The 13,862-nt window shown below is 38.6% G+C and carries 16 protein-coding genes and 1 pseudogene; 7 read left to right on the top strand and 10 right to left on the bottom strand.

Annotation, left to right across the window (positions count from 1 at the left end; all coding sequences use genetic code 11):
* Positions 1 to 161: 161 nt before the first annotated feature.
* Genes gpM through AACQ49_RS09955 form a run of 3 tightly spaced genes read right to left on the bottom strand, consistent with a single transcriptional unit; the run spans position 162 to position 2,750 of the window.
* A complete protein-coding gene (gpM, locus tag AACQ49_RS09945) occupies positions 162 to 866 on the bottom strand; it encodes a phage terminase small subunit (protein ID WP_152118368.1) in 705 nt (234 codons plus the stop codon).
* A 5-nt stretch (positions 867 to 871) separates the two neighbouring features.
* Positions 872 to 1,903 carry a phage major capsid protein, P2 family gene (locus tag AACQ49_RS09950; protein WP_036907256.1) on the bottom strand — a complete coding sequence of 344 codons (1,032 nt, stop codon included), beginning with the start codon at positions 1,901 to 1,903 and terminating at the stop codon, positions 872 to 874.
* 10 nt (positions 1,904 to 1,913) lie between these two features.
* Positions 1,914 to 2,750 carry a GPO family capsid scaffolding protein gene (locus tag AACQ49_RS09955; protein ID WP_049212290.1) on the bottom strand — a complete coding sequence of 279 codons (837 nt, stop codon included), beginning with the start codon at positions 2,748 to 2,750 and terminating at the stop codon, positions 1,914 to 1,916.
* 161 nt (positions 2,751 to 2,911) lie between these two features.
* On the opposite strand from AACQ49_RS09955, the gene AACQ49_RS09960 reads away from it, so the two are divergent.
* The 3 genes from AACQ49_RS09960 to AACQ49_RS09970 are packed head-to-tail and all read left to right on the top strand — an operon-like array spanning position 2,912 to position 6,038.
* Positions 2,912 to 4,699: a terminase large subunit domain-containing protein gene (locus tag AACQ49_RS09960; protein ID WP_152118367.1), complete on the top strand. Its 1,788-nt coding sequence runs from the start codon at positions 2,912 to 2,914 to the stop codon at positions 4,697 to 4,699.
* The gene (locus tag AACQ49_RS09965) at positions 4,699 to 5,733 is read left to right on the top strand and encodes a phage portal protein (RefSeq protein WP_049218872.1); all 1,035 of its coding nucleotides are present in this window, start codon (positions 4,699 to 4,701) and stop codon (positions 5,731 to 5,733) included. The genes AACQ49_RS09960 and AACQ49_RS09965 overlap by 1 nt, the downstream gene beginning before the upstream one ends.
* On the top strand, positions 5,730 to 6,038 hold the full coding sequence (locus AACQ49_RS09970) for an ogr/Delta-like zinc finger family protein (RefSeq protein WP_036907246.1): 309 nt from the start codon (positions 5,730 to 5,732) through the stop codon (positions 6,036 to 6,038). The genes AACQ49_RS09965 and AACQ49_RS09970 overlap by 4 nt, the downstream gene beginning before the upstream one ends.
* Position 6,039: 1 nt before the next feature.
* On the opposite strand, the gene AACQ49_RS09975 is transcribed toward AACQ49_RS09970, so the two are convergent.
* The 6 genes from AACQ49_RS09975 to AACQ49_RS10000 form a co-directional block, all read right to left on the bottom strand.
* Positions 6,040 to 6,222 (bottom strand): hypothetical protein, encoded by a 183-nt coding sequence (locus AACQ49_RS09975; RefSeq protein WP_049220744.1) that lies wholly within the window; start codon positions 6,220 to 6,222, stop codon positions 6,040 to 6,042.
* Between the two features lie 318 nt (positions 6,223 to 6,540).
* Entirely contained in the window at positions 6,541 to 8,658 is a 2,118-nt protein-coding gene (locus AACQ49_RS09980) for a replication endonuclease (RefSeq protein ID WP_152118366.1), read from the bottom strand.
* Between the two features lies 1 nt (position 8,659).
* On the bottom strand, positions 8,660 to 8,911 hold the full coding sequence (locus tag AACQ49_RS09985; protein ID WP_071233406.1) for a DUF2732 family protein: 252 nt from the start codon (positions 8,909 to 8,911) through the stop codon (positions 8,660 to 8,662).
* Positions 8,912 to 8,987: 76 nt separating this feature from the next.
* Complete coding sequence (locus AACQ49_RS09990; RefSeq protein ID WP_049219058.1) at positions 8,988 to 9,335, bottom strand: DUF5347 domain-containing protein; 348 nt, start codon at positions 9,333 to 9,335, stop codon at positions 8,988 to 8,990.
* Positions 9,336 to 9,346: 11 nt separating this feature from the next.
* The gene (locus AACQ49_RS09995; protein WP_161779025.1) at positions 9,347 to 9,679 is read right to left on the bottom strand and encodes a hypothetical protein; all 333 of its coding nucleotides are present in this window, start codon (positions 9,677 to 9,679) and stop codon (positions 9,347 to 9,349) included.
* Positions 9,680 to 9,838: 159 nt separating this feature from the next.
* The gene (locus AACQ49_RS10000; protein WP_049212274.1) at positions 9,839 to 10,348 is read right to left on the bottom strand and encodes a phage regulatory CII family protein; all 510 of its coding nucleotides are present in this window, start codon (positions 10,346 to 10,348) and stop codon (positions 9,839 to 9,841) included.
* Positions 10,349 to 10,723: 375 nt separating this feature from the next.
* Here AACQ49_RS10000 and AACQ49_RS10005 point away from each other — a divergent pair, with 375 nt between their 5' ends.
* The 3 genes from AACQ49_RS10005 to AACQ49_RS10015 all read left to right on the top strand — a co-directional run bounded on the left by AACQ49_RS10005 (position 10,724) and on the right by AACQ49_RS10015 (position 13,068).
* Entirely contained in the window at positions 10,724 to 11,308 is a 585-nt protein-coding gene (locus AACQ49_RS10005) for a phage repressor protein CI (protein WP_071233409.1), read from the top strand.
* A 1-nt stretch (position 11,309) separates the two neighbouring features.
* Positions 11,310 to 12,326, top strand: a complete 1,017-nt coding sequence (locus tag AACQ49_RS10010; RefSeq protein WP_071233410.1) for a site-specific integrase — start codon at positions 11,310 to 11,312, stop codon at positions 12,324 to 12,326.
* Positions 12,327 to 12,708: 382 nt separating this feature from the next.
* Positions 12,709 to 13,068 (top strand): hypothetical protein, encoded by a 360-nt coding sequence (locus tag AACQ49_RS10015; protein WP_017627954.1) that lies wholly within the window; start codon positions 12,709 to 12,711, stop codon positions 13,066 to 13,068.
* An 83-nt stretch (positions 13,069 to 13,151) separates the two neighbouring features.
* On the opposite strand, the gene AACQ49_RS10020 is transcribed toward AACQ49_RS10015, so the two are convergent.
* Positions 13,152 to 13,565 carry a hypothetical protein gene (locus AACQ49_RS10020; protein WP_017627953.1) on the bottom strand — a complete coding sequence of 138 codons (414 nt, stop codon included), beginning with the start codon at positions 13,563 to 13,565 and terminating at the stop codon, positions 13,152 to 13,154.
* A gap of 101 nt (positions 13,566 to 13,666) precedes the next feature.
* Here AACQ49_RS10020 and AACQ49_RS10025 point away from each other — a divergent pair.
* Positions 13,667 to 13,861 (top strand): annotated as a pseudogene (locus AACQ49_RS10025) (IS3 family transposase); the annotation flags it as partial.
* Between the last annotated feature and the right edge of the window lies 1 nt (position 13,862).

Raw genomic sequence — 13,862 nt, forward strand, 5'->3', positions numbered from 1 at the left:
ATAATTATCGGAATTATTACAATGAGTAGGATAATATTTACAATTAATTCCATTTAATAATCTCTGCATATTTAAATAAAAAACGGGCGAACAGGTTTCCACGACCAATAACAATCAAATTGTTTTGTCTCCACCCTGCCCGTTTTGGCTTGCGGTAGTCTTTACTCTTGCTCTAATGCCCGTAATCGTGAAGCGATACGTAAACGATGCGTTTTAACCCCACTTTTCGGGTTTAATTGATGCGCCCTGGCAAGATAAGCATCGGCTTGATTCAGTGTATCGACACAATCAATCGCGCTAGCTCTTACATCGCCCACATCGCCTTTTAATAACTCTAAGGCGTGGAATTTAAACCACTTCGCCTGTATTTTTTCGTGAACTCGCCAAATTTCCGTGACATTCTTAAATGTCCTTGAAAAATAAGGCTCAATGGGGTTTCCTGCTGCCGCTTCTAACTGTGCCCATGCGAGTATTGTGTCAGCCACAAAAGCAGGGAAACCGCTTTTAAAATTGTCGGGGGTGCGCTGTCCTTGCGCTATGGCAATATCTGCCCAGTCCAATCCTTTATCGAACTCCCCCACATCAAATAGCCAAATGACGCAATACACAAAAATCGGGTTTTGATACACCTCGCCTTCATCTAAATAGCGTTGTGCCGTCGGTAGATACATAGGCAATAATTCGTCTCGTTTCATTGCCACACGTTCATACGTTTGATTCAGTGCTCGCAGTCGTTTGACATCCCGCTCAATGGCACGCGCTTGAAGATGCATACTTTCACCGTCAGCAATAGCAATAGCCTGTCGCTGTTCGAGCTTTTGTTGCATTTCAATTTTTTGCCTGTGTCTTTGAGCAGGTGATAGCATGACGCTTAACCTTCTACTTTTTCAGTTGGTTCAGTTACTTTACCGATGGTGACAGCAGACTCATCAATAGCTGCATAAAGTTCTGGCTGTTCAAGGGCGTAACCTTCATTACGTAGATATTTATTTTCGTACTGCTTGCGGTCTTCAACAAATTCTGCTTTACGCTGGCGTGTATTACGTTGCGTATAAATATGTAGATTTGTTGGAATAGTGACCACCATACGCTTGCCTGGCATAAATGGCGGAACCATAGCTGGACGTCCTGCAATTGTAGAGCCTAGCATTTGAGCAGCAATTTTCTCCGTTGGCTTATCAGCACCTTGATATAAGCGATATTGTTCTGCTGAAACTAAATCGGGTCCTACCATGACCACAAGTCGTGGATCATTTCTGAACTGTGGCGGAATGCAGGTGTTAATCAAATCTGACGCCATAGCATCTAATGAACGATAATCGCCATTATCATCTAATGAAATAGCATCCGTCAGAACCTGAGAGCCTCCCTTCCACTCTTTAGCAATTTGATGCCAGCCTTTATTAACATCTTCACCATTAGGGTATTTTTCTGCATTGGTATCTTCAGCAATATGATTACCATTCCAACCAATACGGATCATATCAAGGGCAAATGATTCTTGAATAAAGGCTTGCATACGATTAATAAATTCATTTTCACCGCCCGCATTAGCCCAAACTGATAACATCTCCCACGGCATAAACGCCCCAGAATCTGTTTCAACCAATTTGTACTCATTGCCTTCAACACCGACTTTACGACCAAAACGCCCTGTCTTTGAACGTCCAGTAAAAAGACCTGGGTTACCGACTGGAACAACCTGCCCAACTAATTGATCAACGTCAGCCACCGTAATCAATTTCAAAAATTCGGCAGACTCCAATAACGCATCTCGTAGCTGTGTATCTTTAGGGTCTGTCAGCCCGAAATATCGATTAACATTGGCGACGCCACAAGATGCCGAAAAAGCCCTTTCATAAGCATCTAAAAGCTCACGAATTCGTTGATTATTTAATGACATCACTTACCCCTTACACTAGGTTAGCAAAGCGTTTTTCTTTACCGCCACGTGGATTTTTCCCAGGGATACGCGATGCCACTGTATCCAACTTGCTAAATTTACCTAAAATGGAAGATAAGTTATCTTTCAATTGTTTAAATTCAGGTGTATCAACAGCATCTTTGATAACTTCCACATCATCTTCAACATCATCTACTTTTTCTGCTGTTGAAATTAGTTGTGTTTCAATTGCGGTAACACGAACTTCAAGTGCAGATAATGCCTCAGCCAGTGCTTGCATTGCATCACTAGCGCCTGTTTCTTCGGGTATATCATCAACACTTGGCTCTTCAATATTGAAGATACTACGCCAGCCCTTTCCCTTAGCCATCTTTTCTTCCTTAAACTGTTTTACTTCATCAAACACTAATGGTTTTAGTGCACCATAACGAAACTTCTTACCGTTTTTATTAAACTGTAATCGGTCAGTGCCAACGCTGGCAGGTGAACACGTTACCCCTAACCCTTCGAGATAGGTTTTCCCTGTCCCCCGAAAATTACCTGTTGGGGTAAATTCCGCTGAGGTAAAGAGCAATTGACCATCGCGATTGGCTTGTAATAAATGCTGATTAGGACGCAATTGCGCATAAAGCTTTAATGTTCCTTCTTCGTCGCGTTCCGCTTTTAGCGCTAACACTTCCCCCATTGAACCAAACCAGCGCTCATGCTCAGGCCAAATACATGCAGTATATAAATGACGGTCATAGAGTTCTGCAGACTCTAAAATCCAACTTTCCTCAATAATTCGACCATCAACGGTATCGCCCGCAGTCGCAATACAGAGCCAATTTGTCATTAATTGTGACATTACATAGCATCCCCCATCCGTGGGTATTTTTATCAATTCCGTTTGAGGTAACAGTATTGCGAAATTCCATAAAATGGGCGAATGGTTAAATTTGGATATGGCGTATAACCAAATTCCTCCCAACGCCAGATAGAATCTGACTAGGCATAATGTTTTACATTATGGCGAACTCACGATATTCAGATGAATTAATAGGAGTAGCGAAATCGCTGTACCTGCGACGCTATACTCCTGCAGAAATTGCAACCGAACTTAATTTGCCGAATCGGCGGATCGTTTACTATTGGGCTGAAAAAGGGAATTGGCAGGATTTACTCAGTCATGAATCGGTTTTAGATGCGATTAATCGACGCATTATTTTGCTCAGTGAGCGAAATAATAAGACCGTTTTTGAACAAGAGGAATTAGACCGTTTAATTAACCATCATATCAAATTGATGGCACAACAAAACAAACACGCCGAGAAGCTGGCACAGGCAAAAGCACAAAATCAATCTGGCTACTCAAATGACAATGAGTCTGACGATGGCGAACCAAGGAAGAAAAAACGCTATCGTAAAAATGATATTTCCGAATTAACAGGAGAACAATTTCAGCAATTTGCTGACAATATGCTGTTTGGCTATCAAAAACATTTACGCAATAACATTAAAAAATCTATTCGTAATATTTTGAAATCACGCCAAATCGGAGCGACTTGGTATTTTGCATTTGAAGCGCTGGAAAATGCGGTACTCACAGGTGACCCGCAAATTTTCTTATCCGCATCAAAACCGCAAGCTGAGGTTTTCCGCTCCTATATTGTCAATATTGCAGAGCAATTTTTCGGCATCACATTAACAGGTAACCCAATTCGTTTAAGTAACGGGGCAGAACTCCGTTTTCTTTCTACCAATAAAAACACCGCACAAAGTTATTCCGGTCATTTGTACTGTGACGAATATTTTTGGGTACCGAACTTTAAACATTTAAATGAAGTTGCTAGTGCGATGGCGACCCATGATAAATGGCGCACCACCTATTTTTCTACGCCTAGCTCAAAAACCCATCCCGCATACCCGTTCTGGACAGGTGACGAATGGCGCGGAAATGAAAAAGAACGCAAAAATGTTAAATTTCCGACATTTAAAGAGATGCAGGACGGCGGACGAGATTGTCCTGATGGTCAATGGCGTTATGTCATTACGCTGGAAGATGCGATTAAAGGTGGTTTTAACTTAGCATCCATTGATAAGTTGCGTAATCGCTATAACAAAGACACGTTTAATATGTTGTATATGTGTGTCTTTGTCGATAGTGGCGCATCTGTCTTTAAATATAACGATTTAGAAAAATGTTGGGTTGATGTGGGGCTATGGGAGGATCACTTTCCTGATGAACCGCGTCCATTTGGTAATCGTGAAGTTTGGGGCGGTTATGACCCTGCCCGTTCGGGTGATACCTCCGCCTTTGCTATTTTAGCACCTCCTTCTGTGCCTGGTGAACGGTTCCGTGTTCTGGCCGTTTATTACTGGCAAGGTATGGCATGGAAACATCAAGCAAAAAAAATCCAAGAACTTTATAGTCGTTATCGCTTCACCCATATCGGCATTGATACGACAGGTATCGGTCATGGTGTCTATGAGATGGTGCAAGATTTCGCACCACGCGAAACAATGGAAATTCGTTATAGCCTCAGCATGAAAACCCAACTGGTTTTAAAAATGGTCGATTTAGTCGATGAAGAGCGCATCGAATGGGATAGAGAACAAAAAGAAATCACCGCCAGTTTCTTGGCTATTCGTCGAGACACAACCAGCAAGGGCGGTGCTATGACATTTGTCGCTGACCGCAGTATGGAAACAGGTCATGCTGATAGTTTTTGGGCTATCGCTCATGGCGCAATCAATGAACCGTTGAATACTGATAATCAACGTAAATCAAAATGGATATTTCAAAAGGCATCGTAATGGCTAAGAAAAAATCACGGAAGAAATTATCGGTTCCGGTTACCGATACCCCTAAAAAAAATATGAGTATTATTACACTGGGCAAACCCGAGCCGATATTAACAACGCATACGGACTATCAAAATATCTGGTATGACAATGAACATGACCATTATTCACTCCCGATTGATAGAACTGCCCTCGCTCAATTAGTTAACTTAAATGCCCAACATGGCGGGGTAATTTATGCGCGTCAAAATATGATTTTGTCTGATTTTTTAGGTGGAGGACTGAGCCACGAACAGCTAAAAGCATCGGTAATGAGTTATCTCATTTTTGGTGATACAGCTATTCTAAAAGTACGAGATTATTGGGGGAACGTCATTCAACTGTTTGTGTTGCCCTCACTTTATCTTCGTTGTCGAAAAGACAATGATTTTGTTATTTTGATGGAAGGTGAACCATTAGTTTATCCGCCTGAAGATGTCATTTTTATCAAGCAATATGACCCACAACAGCAAGTATATGGTATTCCTGATTATATCGGTGGTATACATGCAGCTCTCTTAAATAGTGAGGCGACTATTTTTCGTCGTCGGTATTACCACAACGGAGCACATACAGGGGGTGTTTTTTATTGTAACGACCCTTCACTGACTGATGAAGTGGAAGCCAAAATCATTAAAAATCTGGAAAATAGTAAAGGAATTGGTAATTTTTCTACCATGTTTGTGCATATTCCCAAAGGCGATCCCGAAGGGATTAAATTTATGCCGATTGGGGATATTTCAGCCAAAGATGAATTTAATAATGTTAAAAATATCAGTGCTCAAGATATTTTAACCGCCCACCGTTTCCCTGCGGGACTGGCGGGGATTATTCCTGGTAATGTTGGCGGACTGGGTGACCCAATAAAAGCCCGCGAAGCCTATCGACAAGATGAAGTTATCCCTGTGCAACGTATGTTTGAGAATGCCGTCAATAGTGACCCTGAAATACCGTTACATTTGCATATTAATTTTAAGAAAGATAACGACCGTTTGGGTGCAGAATGAGACAAAAAAAGGTAAAATTACGTCAGTTCGATTATTTTGGAGTTCGGAATATGAAAGTGATGAAAGTCCTCTGTCCCGCATGCGGTGAAAAGGCAATCATAAGAACAACAAATAGAAAACATCGCCAATTTGCAGATCTTTATTGTCAATGCACGGACTTAGAATGCGGGATGACTTTCGTTTTAAACGTCACTTTTAGTCACACGCTAAGCCCTAGTGCGAAAGACGTGAATAAAATGATTGATAAACTGCTACCGGATAATAAACAAATGGCGCTTGATTTACTCAAAGCGCCCATTGCTTAAATTATTGAGCCACATTATGTGGCTTATTTTCTTCCAATAAGTCCACTCTGGCATTGTCGGCTAACTCAAATATTAATGATAAAACGATATCTTTTTCCTGCGATGTGAAAGAATCAAAACTGCCTACTTTTGCGATAAGTGCAATTCTTTCAAATGCTTCCATGCTTTTTATATTATCTGTCATTATCATACCCTTAAAGAATACTGTATGAATAAACAGTATAATAACTTTATGATTTTTGTGAACCCCTAAGTGATAATAATGTGAGATATATTTACTTATTGCACATTCATAGATTACCTATCCTCGCTCATACCAATAAATTTACGATATTTATCTGCAAGGAAAAAATAGAATGCTATCAAAATATAAAATGGCCATAGCATGGAATAATCTATCGCTGAACCTAAGCTATATTTTTCATGATAGCTTTTTTTAGACTTTATAGTTCTGTATATAAAAAGAACTATTGATATCAATAAATAAAATAAAACCCAATATCTATACATTTATTCCCCTTAATTTATTGACTTTGTTAAAAATTCGCGCCTTCCTTTCATGGAATTGACGATATTTCAGTTGTGTCGTGCCCGTTCTTATCAAAGAACCATCGTCAAAACTTCTAAATGCAATATCATCAATGACTATCCCCGACCCATTTCTCATTTTTTTGGCATCTTCTAGGGTTATTTCATGTCCGATTGACCTGAAATTATCTAAAATTTCCGTTACCCCCTTTTCTTCATCGTTAATCGTTCGGGTTTTCCCCGTACAGTTATTGACAGAACTCCAAGGGGCGCTAATCGCGCCATCAAAAGCCAAACCACTCCCTTTAACAGACGTGGATACTTTAGCAACGAGTTCCCATTTAGCGGTGCGGGTAAGATAGAAAGAGTCCTCACTCGCAAGCGGTGAGTAAACCCCTTTAATTTTTTTTACATCTTCGCCGTATTCGTTCCCCATTTCGGTGACTTCATAAGAAAGCCTCACGGTTAAATCTCGGCGTTTTACCGTCGCACCACCTTGTAACTCGGTGTAGGCATACCAATCGCCTACATCTGACGCAAAACGCACGTTGTCCATATCTTCCGTTGCTAGAATTTGCTCATCACCTGGCAAGCGACGCAACTCTCGCCAAACAGACACCGGAGCACCCCCTATTTGCTGAAACTGACGAATGCGGTGTAAGCTCGCCCATGCTGAAACCGCTTTAGCCATGTCTTTGCATTTCTGCCCCGTTTCATCATCTATCTCGTCATCCATTGCGTAACCATCAATATTTTTAGAAATATATTTAGCGATATAACCCGTTGCGGATCCTTTTTCTTTATCAATAGGCTCAACATAAAAGCGGGCTTCTTTTGCCTCTTTGGTTTTTAACTCAAAGGCATCCTCTTCACGGGCATATTCCGCAAAAATCTTTCTCAACTTTTCAACGTGATCAGGATGAACAAATAACAATAAATGCCAGTGGGGAGTTGAATCATGGTGAGGTTCTACGACACGAAAACCGAAAGGGCGAATACCTTCACGGGCATATTCAGCGCGAACTTTTGACCAAACTTTGCATAGGTATTTCTGAACATCACGAGGGGAGGCACCGTTCCATTGTTCAATGAAACCGCCCTTACTGTATACATTGTGATACTTTGATGGGGCTGTGAGGGTGTAAAACTCACCAACATAACCCATTTCATTAGCCATGTTTTCAAACCCACGCATACGCACCATCAATTCGCAACGGCGAACCGCAGGATTAGAAACACTGGCTAATACCATTTCTTCAAGAGAAACACGCTCACCATTCTCATTAGTTAAATCGAAACTTTTAATATAATCCCAGTTACGTTTTTTTTGTTCTATCCACTCATGTAAAGCACGACGGGAAATATAAGGGGAAGCACTTTTTTGCACCTGCCCGACTGCAATAGCCAAATGTTCAGCACGCAAATCGCGCATGCGCTTTAAACGTCCATACCACCACTTATCAGACATCATGCGTAATAAGCCTGATAACATTTGCCCTTCTGTTATTCCACGCCCTTGCGTGAACTGCTTCCAGTACGGTGGCACAGTGCCGATTTGTGAAGTGATCTTACTTATTTTCTTGTAGCCGAACTTAGCCCCGTCTGATTCATTCTCATAATCAGCACGTTGGCAAAATTCAGTAAATGTAGATGTAAGATAGCGAGCGATACCGTTCGCCAGCTCTTTGATGGTTCCACGGTCTAACGTGTGTAGGTTAGAAATTTGTTCGACGTATTTTTCAGGGAAAAAATCATAACCTGATGTAACACCATCAAATTGATACTTTGATAAAACAAGGTTGTATCTTGGTAATACATTCTGTGCAAATTTGCGTAAAAATGTATTAGCAAGACGCCTACTATTTTTTTTCCCACTTTTAAATATTTTTGAATATCGGGTAGCAAAATAAATCGCCAATGAATCGGGCACATTACCTAAGATGCTATTACGGAATTCAATATCAAACGGGTTTGCATCATACATAATGCGTTCAGCCAAGGACGCTTTTGGCGATAGCCCTGGCTGAAATTCTTCTTTTTGGCGACGCATTGAGATAAATACGTCGCTGTTATTCTCCACCGCACTAGTCATATCAAACCAGTTCTTGCGCTTGACGTTCTAGCTCTGATGCTTCACTTTCCAACAGTTCAGCAACGTCGGCGTAATCCATTTTATTTTGAATAATTAAACTAGACAGTTTACGAATACGGGAAGCATATCTATCCGCACAGACTTGCTTTTGTTCGTTACGCGCCAACGCTAATGTGGAATCTAAAACAATAGCGTGTTCGTTATTAGCAATTTTCGCAGGCATAAAAACGGGGGTTGGTATTGATGTTCTCATAATATATTTCCTTTATTTAGGTTGTAAAAAACCCTGACCTAGTAAGGCCATTTATTTTTATTTTGGGTTTAATTAATTATTGCGGTAATGCTAATTGTTTAGGTAATAATGCCGTAACGGCCTTGATATGATTAATAGCTTTAATAATGTCGAATATTTCTGATGTTTTAAAATCTTCAAATTTTAAATCGTGTCTTTCTTTTGGAATACCTGCCATATATAAAATGACGCCTAAGAATTTTTTATTTTCTTGATAGCAATCATCAAATCTATCGCGCATATCAAAAAAGAAGCGTTTTAATTCTTCATTTTGTAAACCAAAATGGCGAGAACGTAATTTAGCGGTATGATTTAATCCATCAACACGTTGAGCAACTGGAATATGAAAAGCTCTTTGTTCGTTTTCAACTTGATTCTGATACATAATAACCTCGCTTAAAACGGTATATCTTCGAATTCTGTTGATTCTGCATAAGCATCAACTAGCTCATTTCTAAAACTAGTCAATTGCTCAGCGATATCATCCACACTCAACACACCATTATTTAATTTATTTTTTACCAACTCAAAAATTCTATTTTTAAAATAGATTTTCTCTGATTGTTTATTTGTCATGAAATTTAAAATCTCATTAATTTTTTGGTTTTCACTATAATCGACATCTATTTTCACTTCGGCATTATTATTTTCAGTTAATTTTTTTAAGCGCTCTATTTGATGTTCTTTCGCACCTGGTAAAATCTCATCAAACATATTTTCTTTAGACATAAACACCTCTTAACTTAAAGCTGATATTAATAAATAACCCATAAATAAAATGAGGCTAACAATATAAATAGAATTGTTATTTTCATTTTTAAATGAATCACTAGATAATTTATATTTGTGTTGTTGAAGCTGTAATGAATTTAATTTCATTTTAAAACCTCACATCATTGATGGGCTAAGATTAGCGACTGCATCCACTGCACAGGCAAACGCCGGATTAGTATGTAATCTTGCCGATAGTGTTATGCCTGCCAACGTTAAACAACGAATTGCTGTATTAACAGAACGTTTAAAGTCAGCGACACGTGCATTATTTAAATTACCGCCTGAAACTGTATTTGTTGCTAACTTCCCCACTTCACCGACCGCCGTTAGTAAATAAGCAGGTACATTAGAATCACACACTTCATTAACTGGCACTGACGGCTGACATTGCATTTGTTCTAAGACACCATCAAGGATAGAGGCGTCCTCAGTTGCATCAGTCAGTTTCATTAAATCAATGCACGTTAACTGGTGCGGTTGTTCAGGGTTTAACTTGTTACGCAACATTTGGGCGTTCATGCCGATGCTTTCAGCTATTTGCACTAAATCCCCTTTATGGGTATTTGCGAAAGCACGGCATGCATTATCAAAGTGCGCTTGTTTGGAAACCTGATAATCAAACATGGTGTTTATTCTTCTTTAAGTTCACTATTTGTGTAACTGATATCAACTTAAAACTAAAAAGCCTAGACATACCATTCTTTATGGTAATGTTCTAAATCTATATAAACTCGCTCGTGTGATTTTTTCTTGGGTTTTATTTTCAATTTACCCTCTCGCACTTGCCATCTTGCAGAATCAAGCGTCATACCGTATCGCTTACAAAATTCCGCGATAGGGATATACCGCTTCTGCTTATCTATATTGATTGAACATTGATCTTTCATAAGGCAAAATCTCCTTTAATTCTCACTAGTCCGCACTAGTTAGCATCACTCAACACTAGCTATAAGCGAATAATACACTCGCTTATACCTACAAATCAAGAGGAATATTCACTTGAGTCTACAAATAGATTTTACCAAGGGTGGATCAGAGGTGTTAGATAGAGTTATTGAAGCTTACGGTTTTGATACAAAAATAGCTCTAGCACTACATTTGGGTATAGCAAGTAGTAGTTTGGCGATGAGGTATAAAAGAGATTTATTTCCATCTGATATCGTTGTTCGATGTGCATTAGAAACTGGAGCCAGTCTGGAGTGGTTAGCTTTTGGTATAGGTAAAACCTTCACAAATGAAAAAGTAGACATTCTAAAAATCCCTTGTTCGCGTTTAGTGAATGGACGTCTATTAATGTTTGATGATGTTTTATTTGATAAAGCAATGCTCAAAAGCACAGCTCCACTACCTCAAAAGGCAAAATGTATAAAAGATGGCGATAGTTACTATATTTTAGAAGAAAACTTTGACGATATATTTGATGGTCAGTGGTTGGTAGATATTGAAGGAAAAATTAGCATACGGGAATTAACTCTTATCCCTATTAAAAAAGTTCGTGTTTCTGGTTCTGGAGTTCCCTTTGATTGCAATTTAGACGATTTGACCGTTTTAGGCCGTGTAATAACTGTTATTGAAAATTTATAGAATGACAATTAGAAAACTTGATTCTGGAGAGTGGCTTTGTGACCTGCGCCCCAACGGTGTCAGTGGTAAGCGCATACGCAAAAAGTTTGCTACTAAAGGTGAAGCCCTTTCTTATGAAAAATTTATTCTTGCAGAAATAGAAGATAAACCGTGGCTTGGAGAGAAACAAGATAATAGAAGATTATCTGATTTAATAATTTTATGGCATGACCTCTACGGGAGAACATTAACTGATTCAAAACGCATGATGTCGAAACTAAATGGTATTTGTGCAGGATTAGGTGATCCAATAGCATCTCAATTAACAGCATCTGATTTTAGTCTTTATCGAGAAGGTCGATTAAAAGGTAGAATACCTGATATTAACGGGAGATTAATGGAAGTAAAACCCGTCACAGTAAATCATGAACAAAGAAACTTATCAGCTGTTTTCGGTACTTTAAAAAAGTTAGGGCATTGGGATTTACCCAATCCTCTTGCGGGGCTTCCTACATTTAAAGTCGATGAAACAATGGTTACCTTTTTATATCAAAATGAAATTAAGCGTTTACTAGAAGCACTGGCAGAATCTAGAAATAAAAGCGTCTTAATAATCACAAAAATTTGTCTATCAACAGGAGCTAGATGGAGTGAGGCAGAAAATCTAGAAGGTAGCCAAGTAACACCGTATCGCATCACATTTAGTAAAACAAAAAGCAAAAAGGTGCGCACCGTTCCCATATCGAAAGAACTCTATGAGGAAATACCCAAAAAGAGGGGTAAGTTATTTACACCGTGCCGAAAAAATTTTGAACGTATAATAAATAAATCAGGTATTGAACTACCCGAAGGTCAATGCACTCATGTGTTACGCCACACTTTCGCTAGTCACTTCATGATGAAAGGAGGGAATATTCTAGTGCTAAAAGATATTCTTGGTCATTCTGATATCAAAATGACAATGGTCTATGCACACTTTGCTCCTACCCATTTAGAAGATGCAATTACAAAGAATCCATTAGCTTCCTTAAACGAATAATTGTATTTTCAATTTTTGTTTTAATGACATTATAATGTCCACAATATGTCCACATAAACCACAAATGAGCACAAACCCGCACTAAATAGCACCAGTTATCACTAATTATCTTATTGATATTTATAACAAGTCATTGTTTTACCTAGACACCACAAGAGAATGTAGAAATTTCGGACGCGGGTTCAACTCCCGCCAGCTCCACCAAATTTGGTGGGTCAGTGATAGGACAACGGTTTCAAAAACAAGAAGTTAGCGAAATCATCAAGACTACACACTGACACAGATAGGACTCTAAATCATACGCAAATCGTACGCGGATTATTTAGAGTTCAAAAAGGCTCACTTCGGTGGGCCTTTTTATTAAGATCGTCAAGGGTGAAAAATGAAAACATCAGAATTAATTAAGAAGCTACAAGAAATAGATAAAACTGTACCTTTTGATGCTGACATTGTTACTGGTGATGACTGGCTCCCTTGTGGTGTTGAAAATGTTTACCACGCCCCACCCAATACATATATTCAATTCAACTCCTATGATGCCGACGAGATGTGGGGAGATCTACAAGAAAATAATAGGCGTACATCTATTGTCGAACTATCAGCGCGAGTTAGCGAAATAAATGATGTAGTAAAAATGATAGAGTCCAACCCTTCAATTACAGCCTTGGATATAATAAAAGAATTAAATTCCAGATCTAAACGGATGTCAGAAATGGTTAATTTATTGAAAAAAACAGAGTAGCACCGATGCTCGACGGAGACGACCGAGTTATATAATCAATCAGTTATCCATTTCTGGTGTCTTATTCGTGTCCTGATTTTATATCACTTAAAAATACCAGAGCTCAAATCAATAAAATGCTCTAATGATAACTTACCTTCAAACTTGTCTCCATATTCCCGATTCATTGTCTGCATGTCTAATTTGAATGATATATTCTTAAATTTACCTGATTTATTTATGGGAATTAATTTATTATCTAAAAAAAACTTAATAACTTTTTTATGCCCTTCAATATCATCAATATTTAAGTAAAAACACGCAACTCCAGATTCAGCATTATTCGTATATTTACAATGCTCGACTACACTATTTAAAATTGCTTTTTGACATATTTTTTCTGTGAATTCCGCATCATTAAAAAAATACATCCACTTACCAATTTTGTCGTTATTTGTGCTATTGCTTTCATTTTTAGATGAAAAATAAACCCAAAAATCATTTTCTCTAATCTTCATAAAACACCTAACTTATACATGATAATATTTTAGTGTAACACTCTACTTATTATATTAAACTTCCTCTTCTTTTTGTCTGCGTTCTTCTTCCTAATCAACGGATACAATATTGTTCGTCGGAATATCAGGAGATTCATAAAAAACATAATATTCAATGTTCTATGAGAGATAGTTATGACTGTTATCAAAATACATTAGCAGAGTGAGTCAATGGGATATTAAAAATAGAATACTAGTTAATAAAGCCGAGAAATTTAGAACAAGCTCGGAGATTGGTTGACGAATCAATACAGATAT

This window comes from Proteus sp. G2675 (genome assembly GCF_963886535.1).
Lineage (GTDB): Bacteria > Pseudomonadota > Gammaproteobacteria > Enterobacterales > Enterobacteriaceae > Proteus > Proteus mirabilis.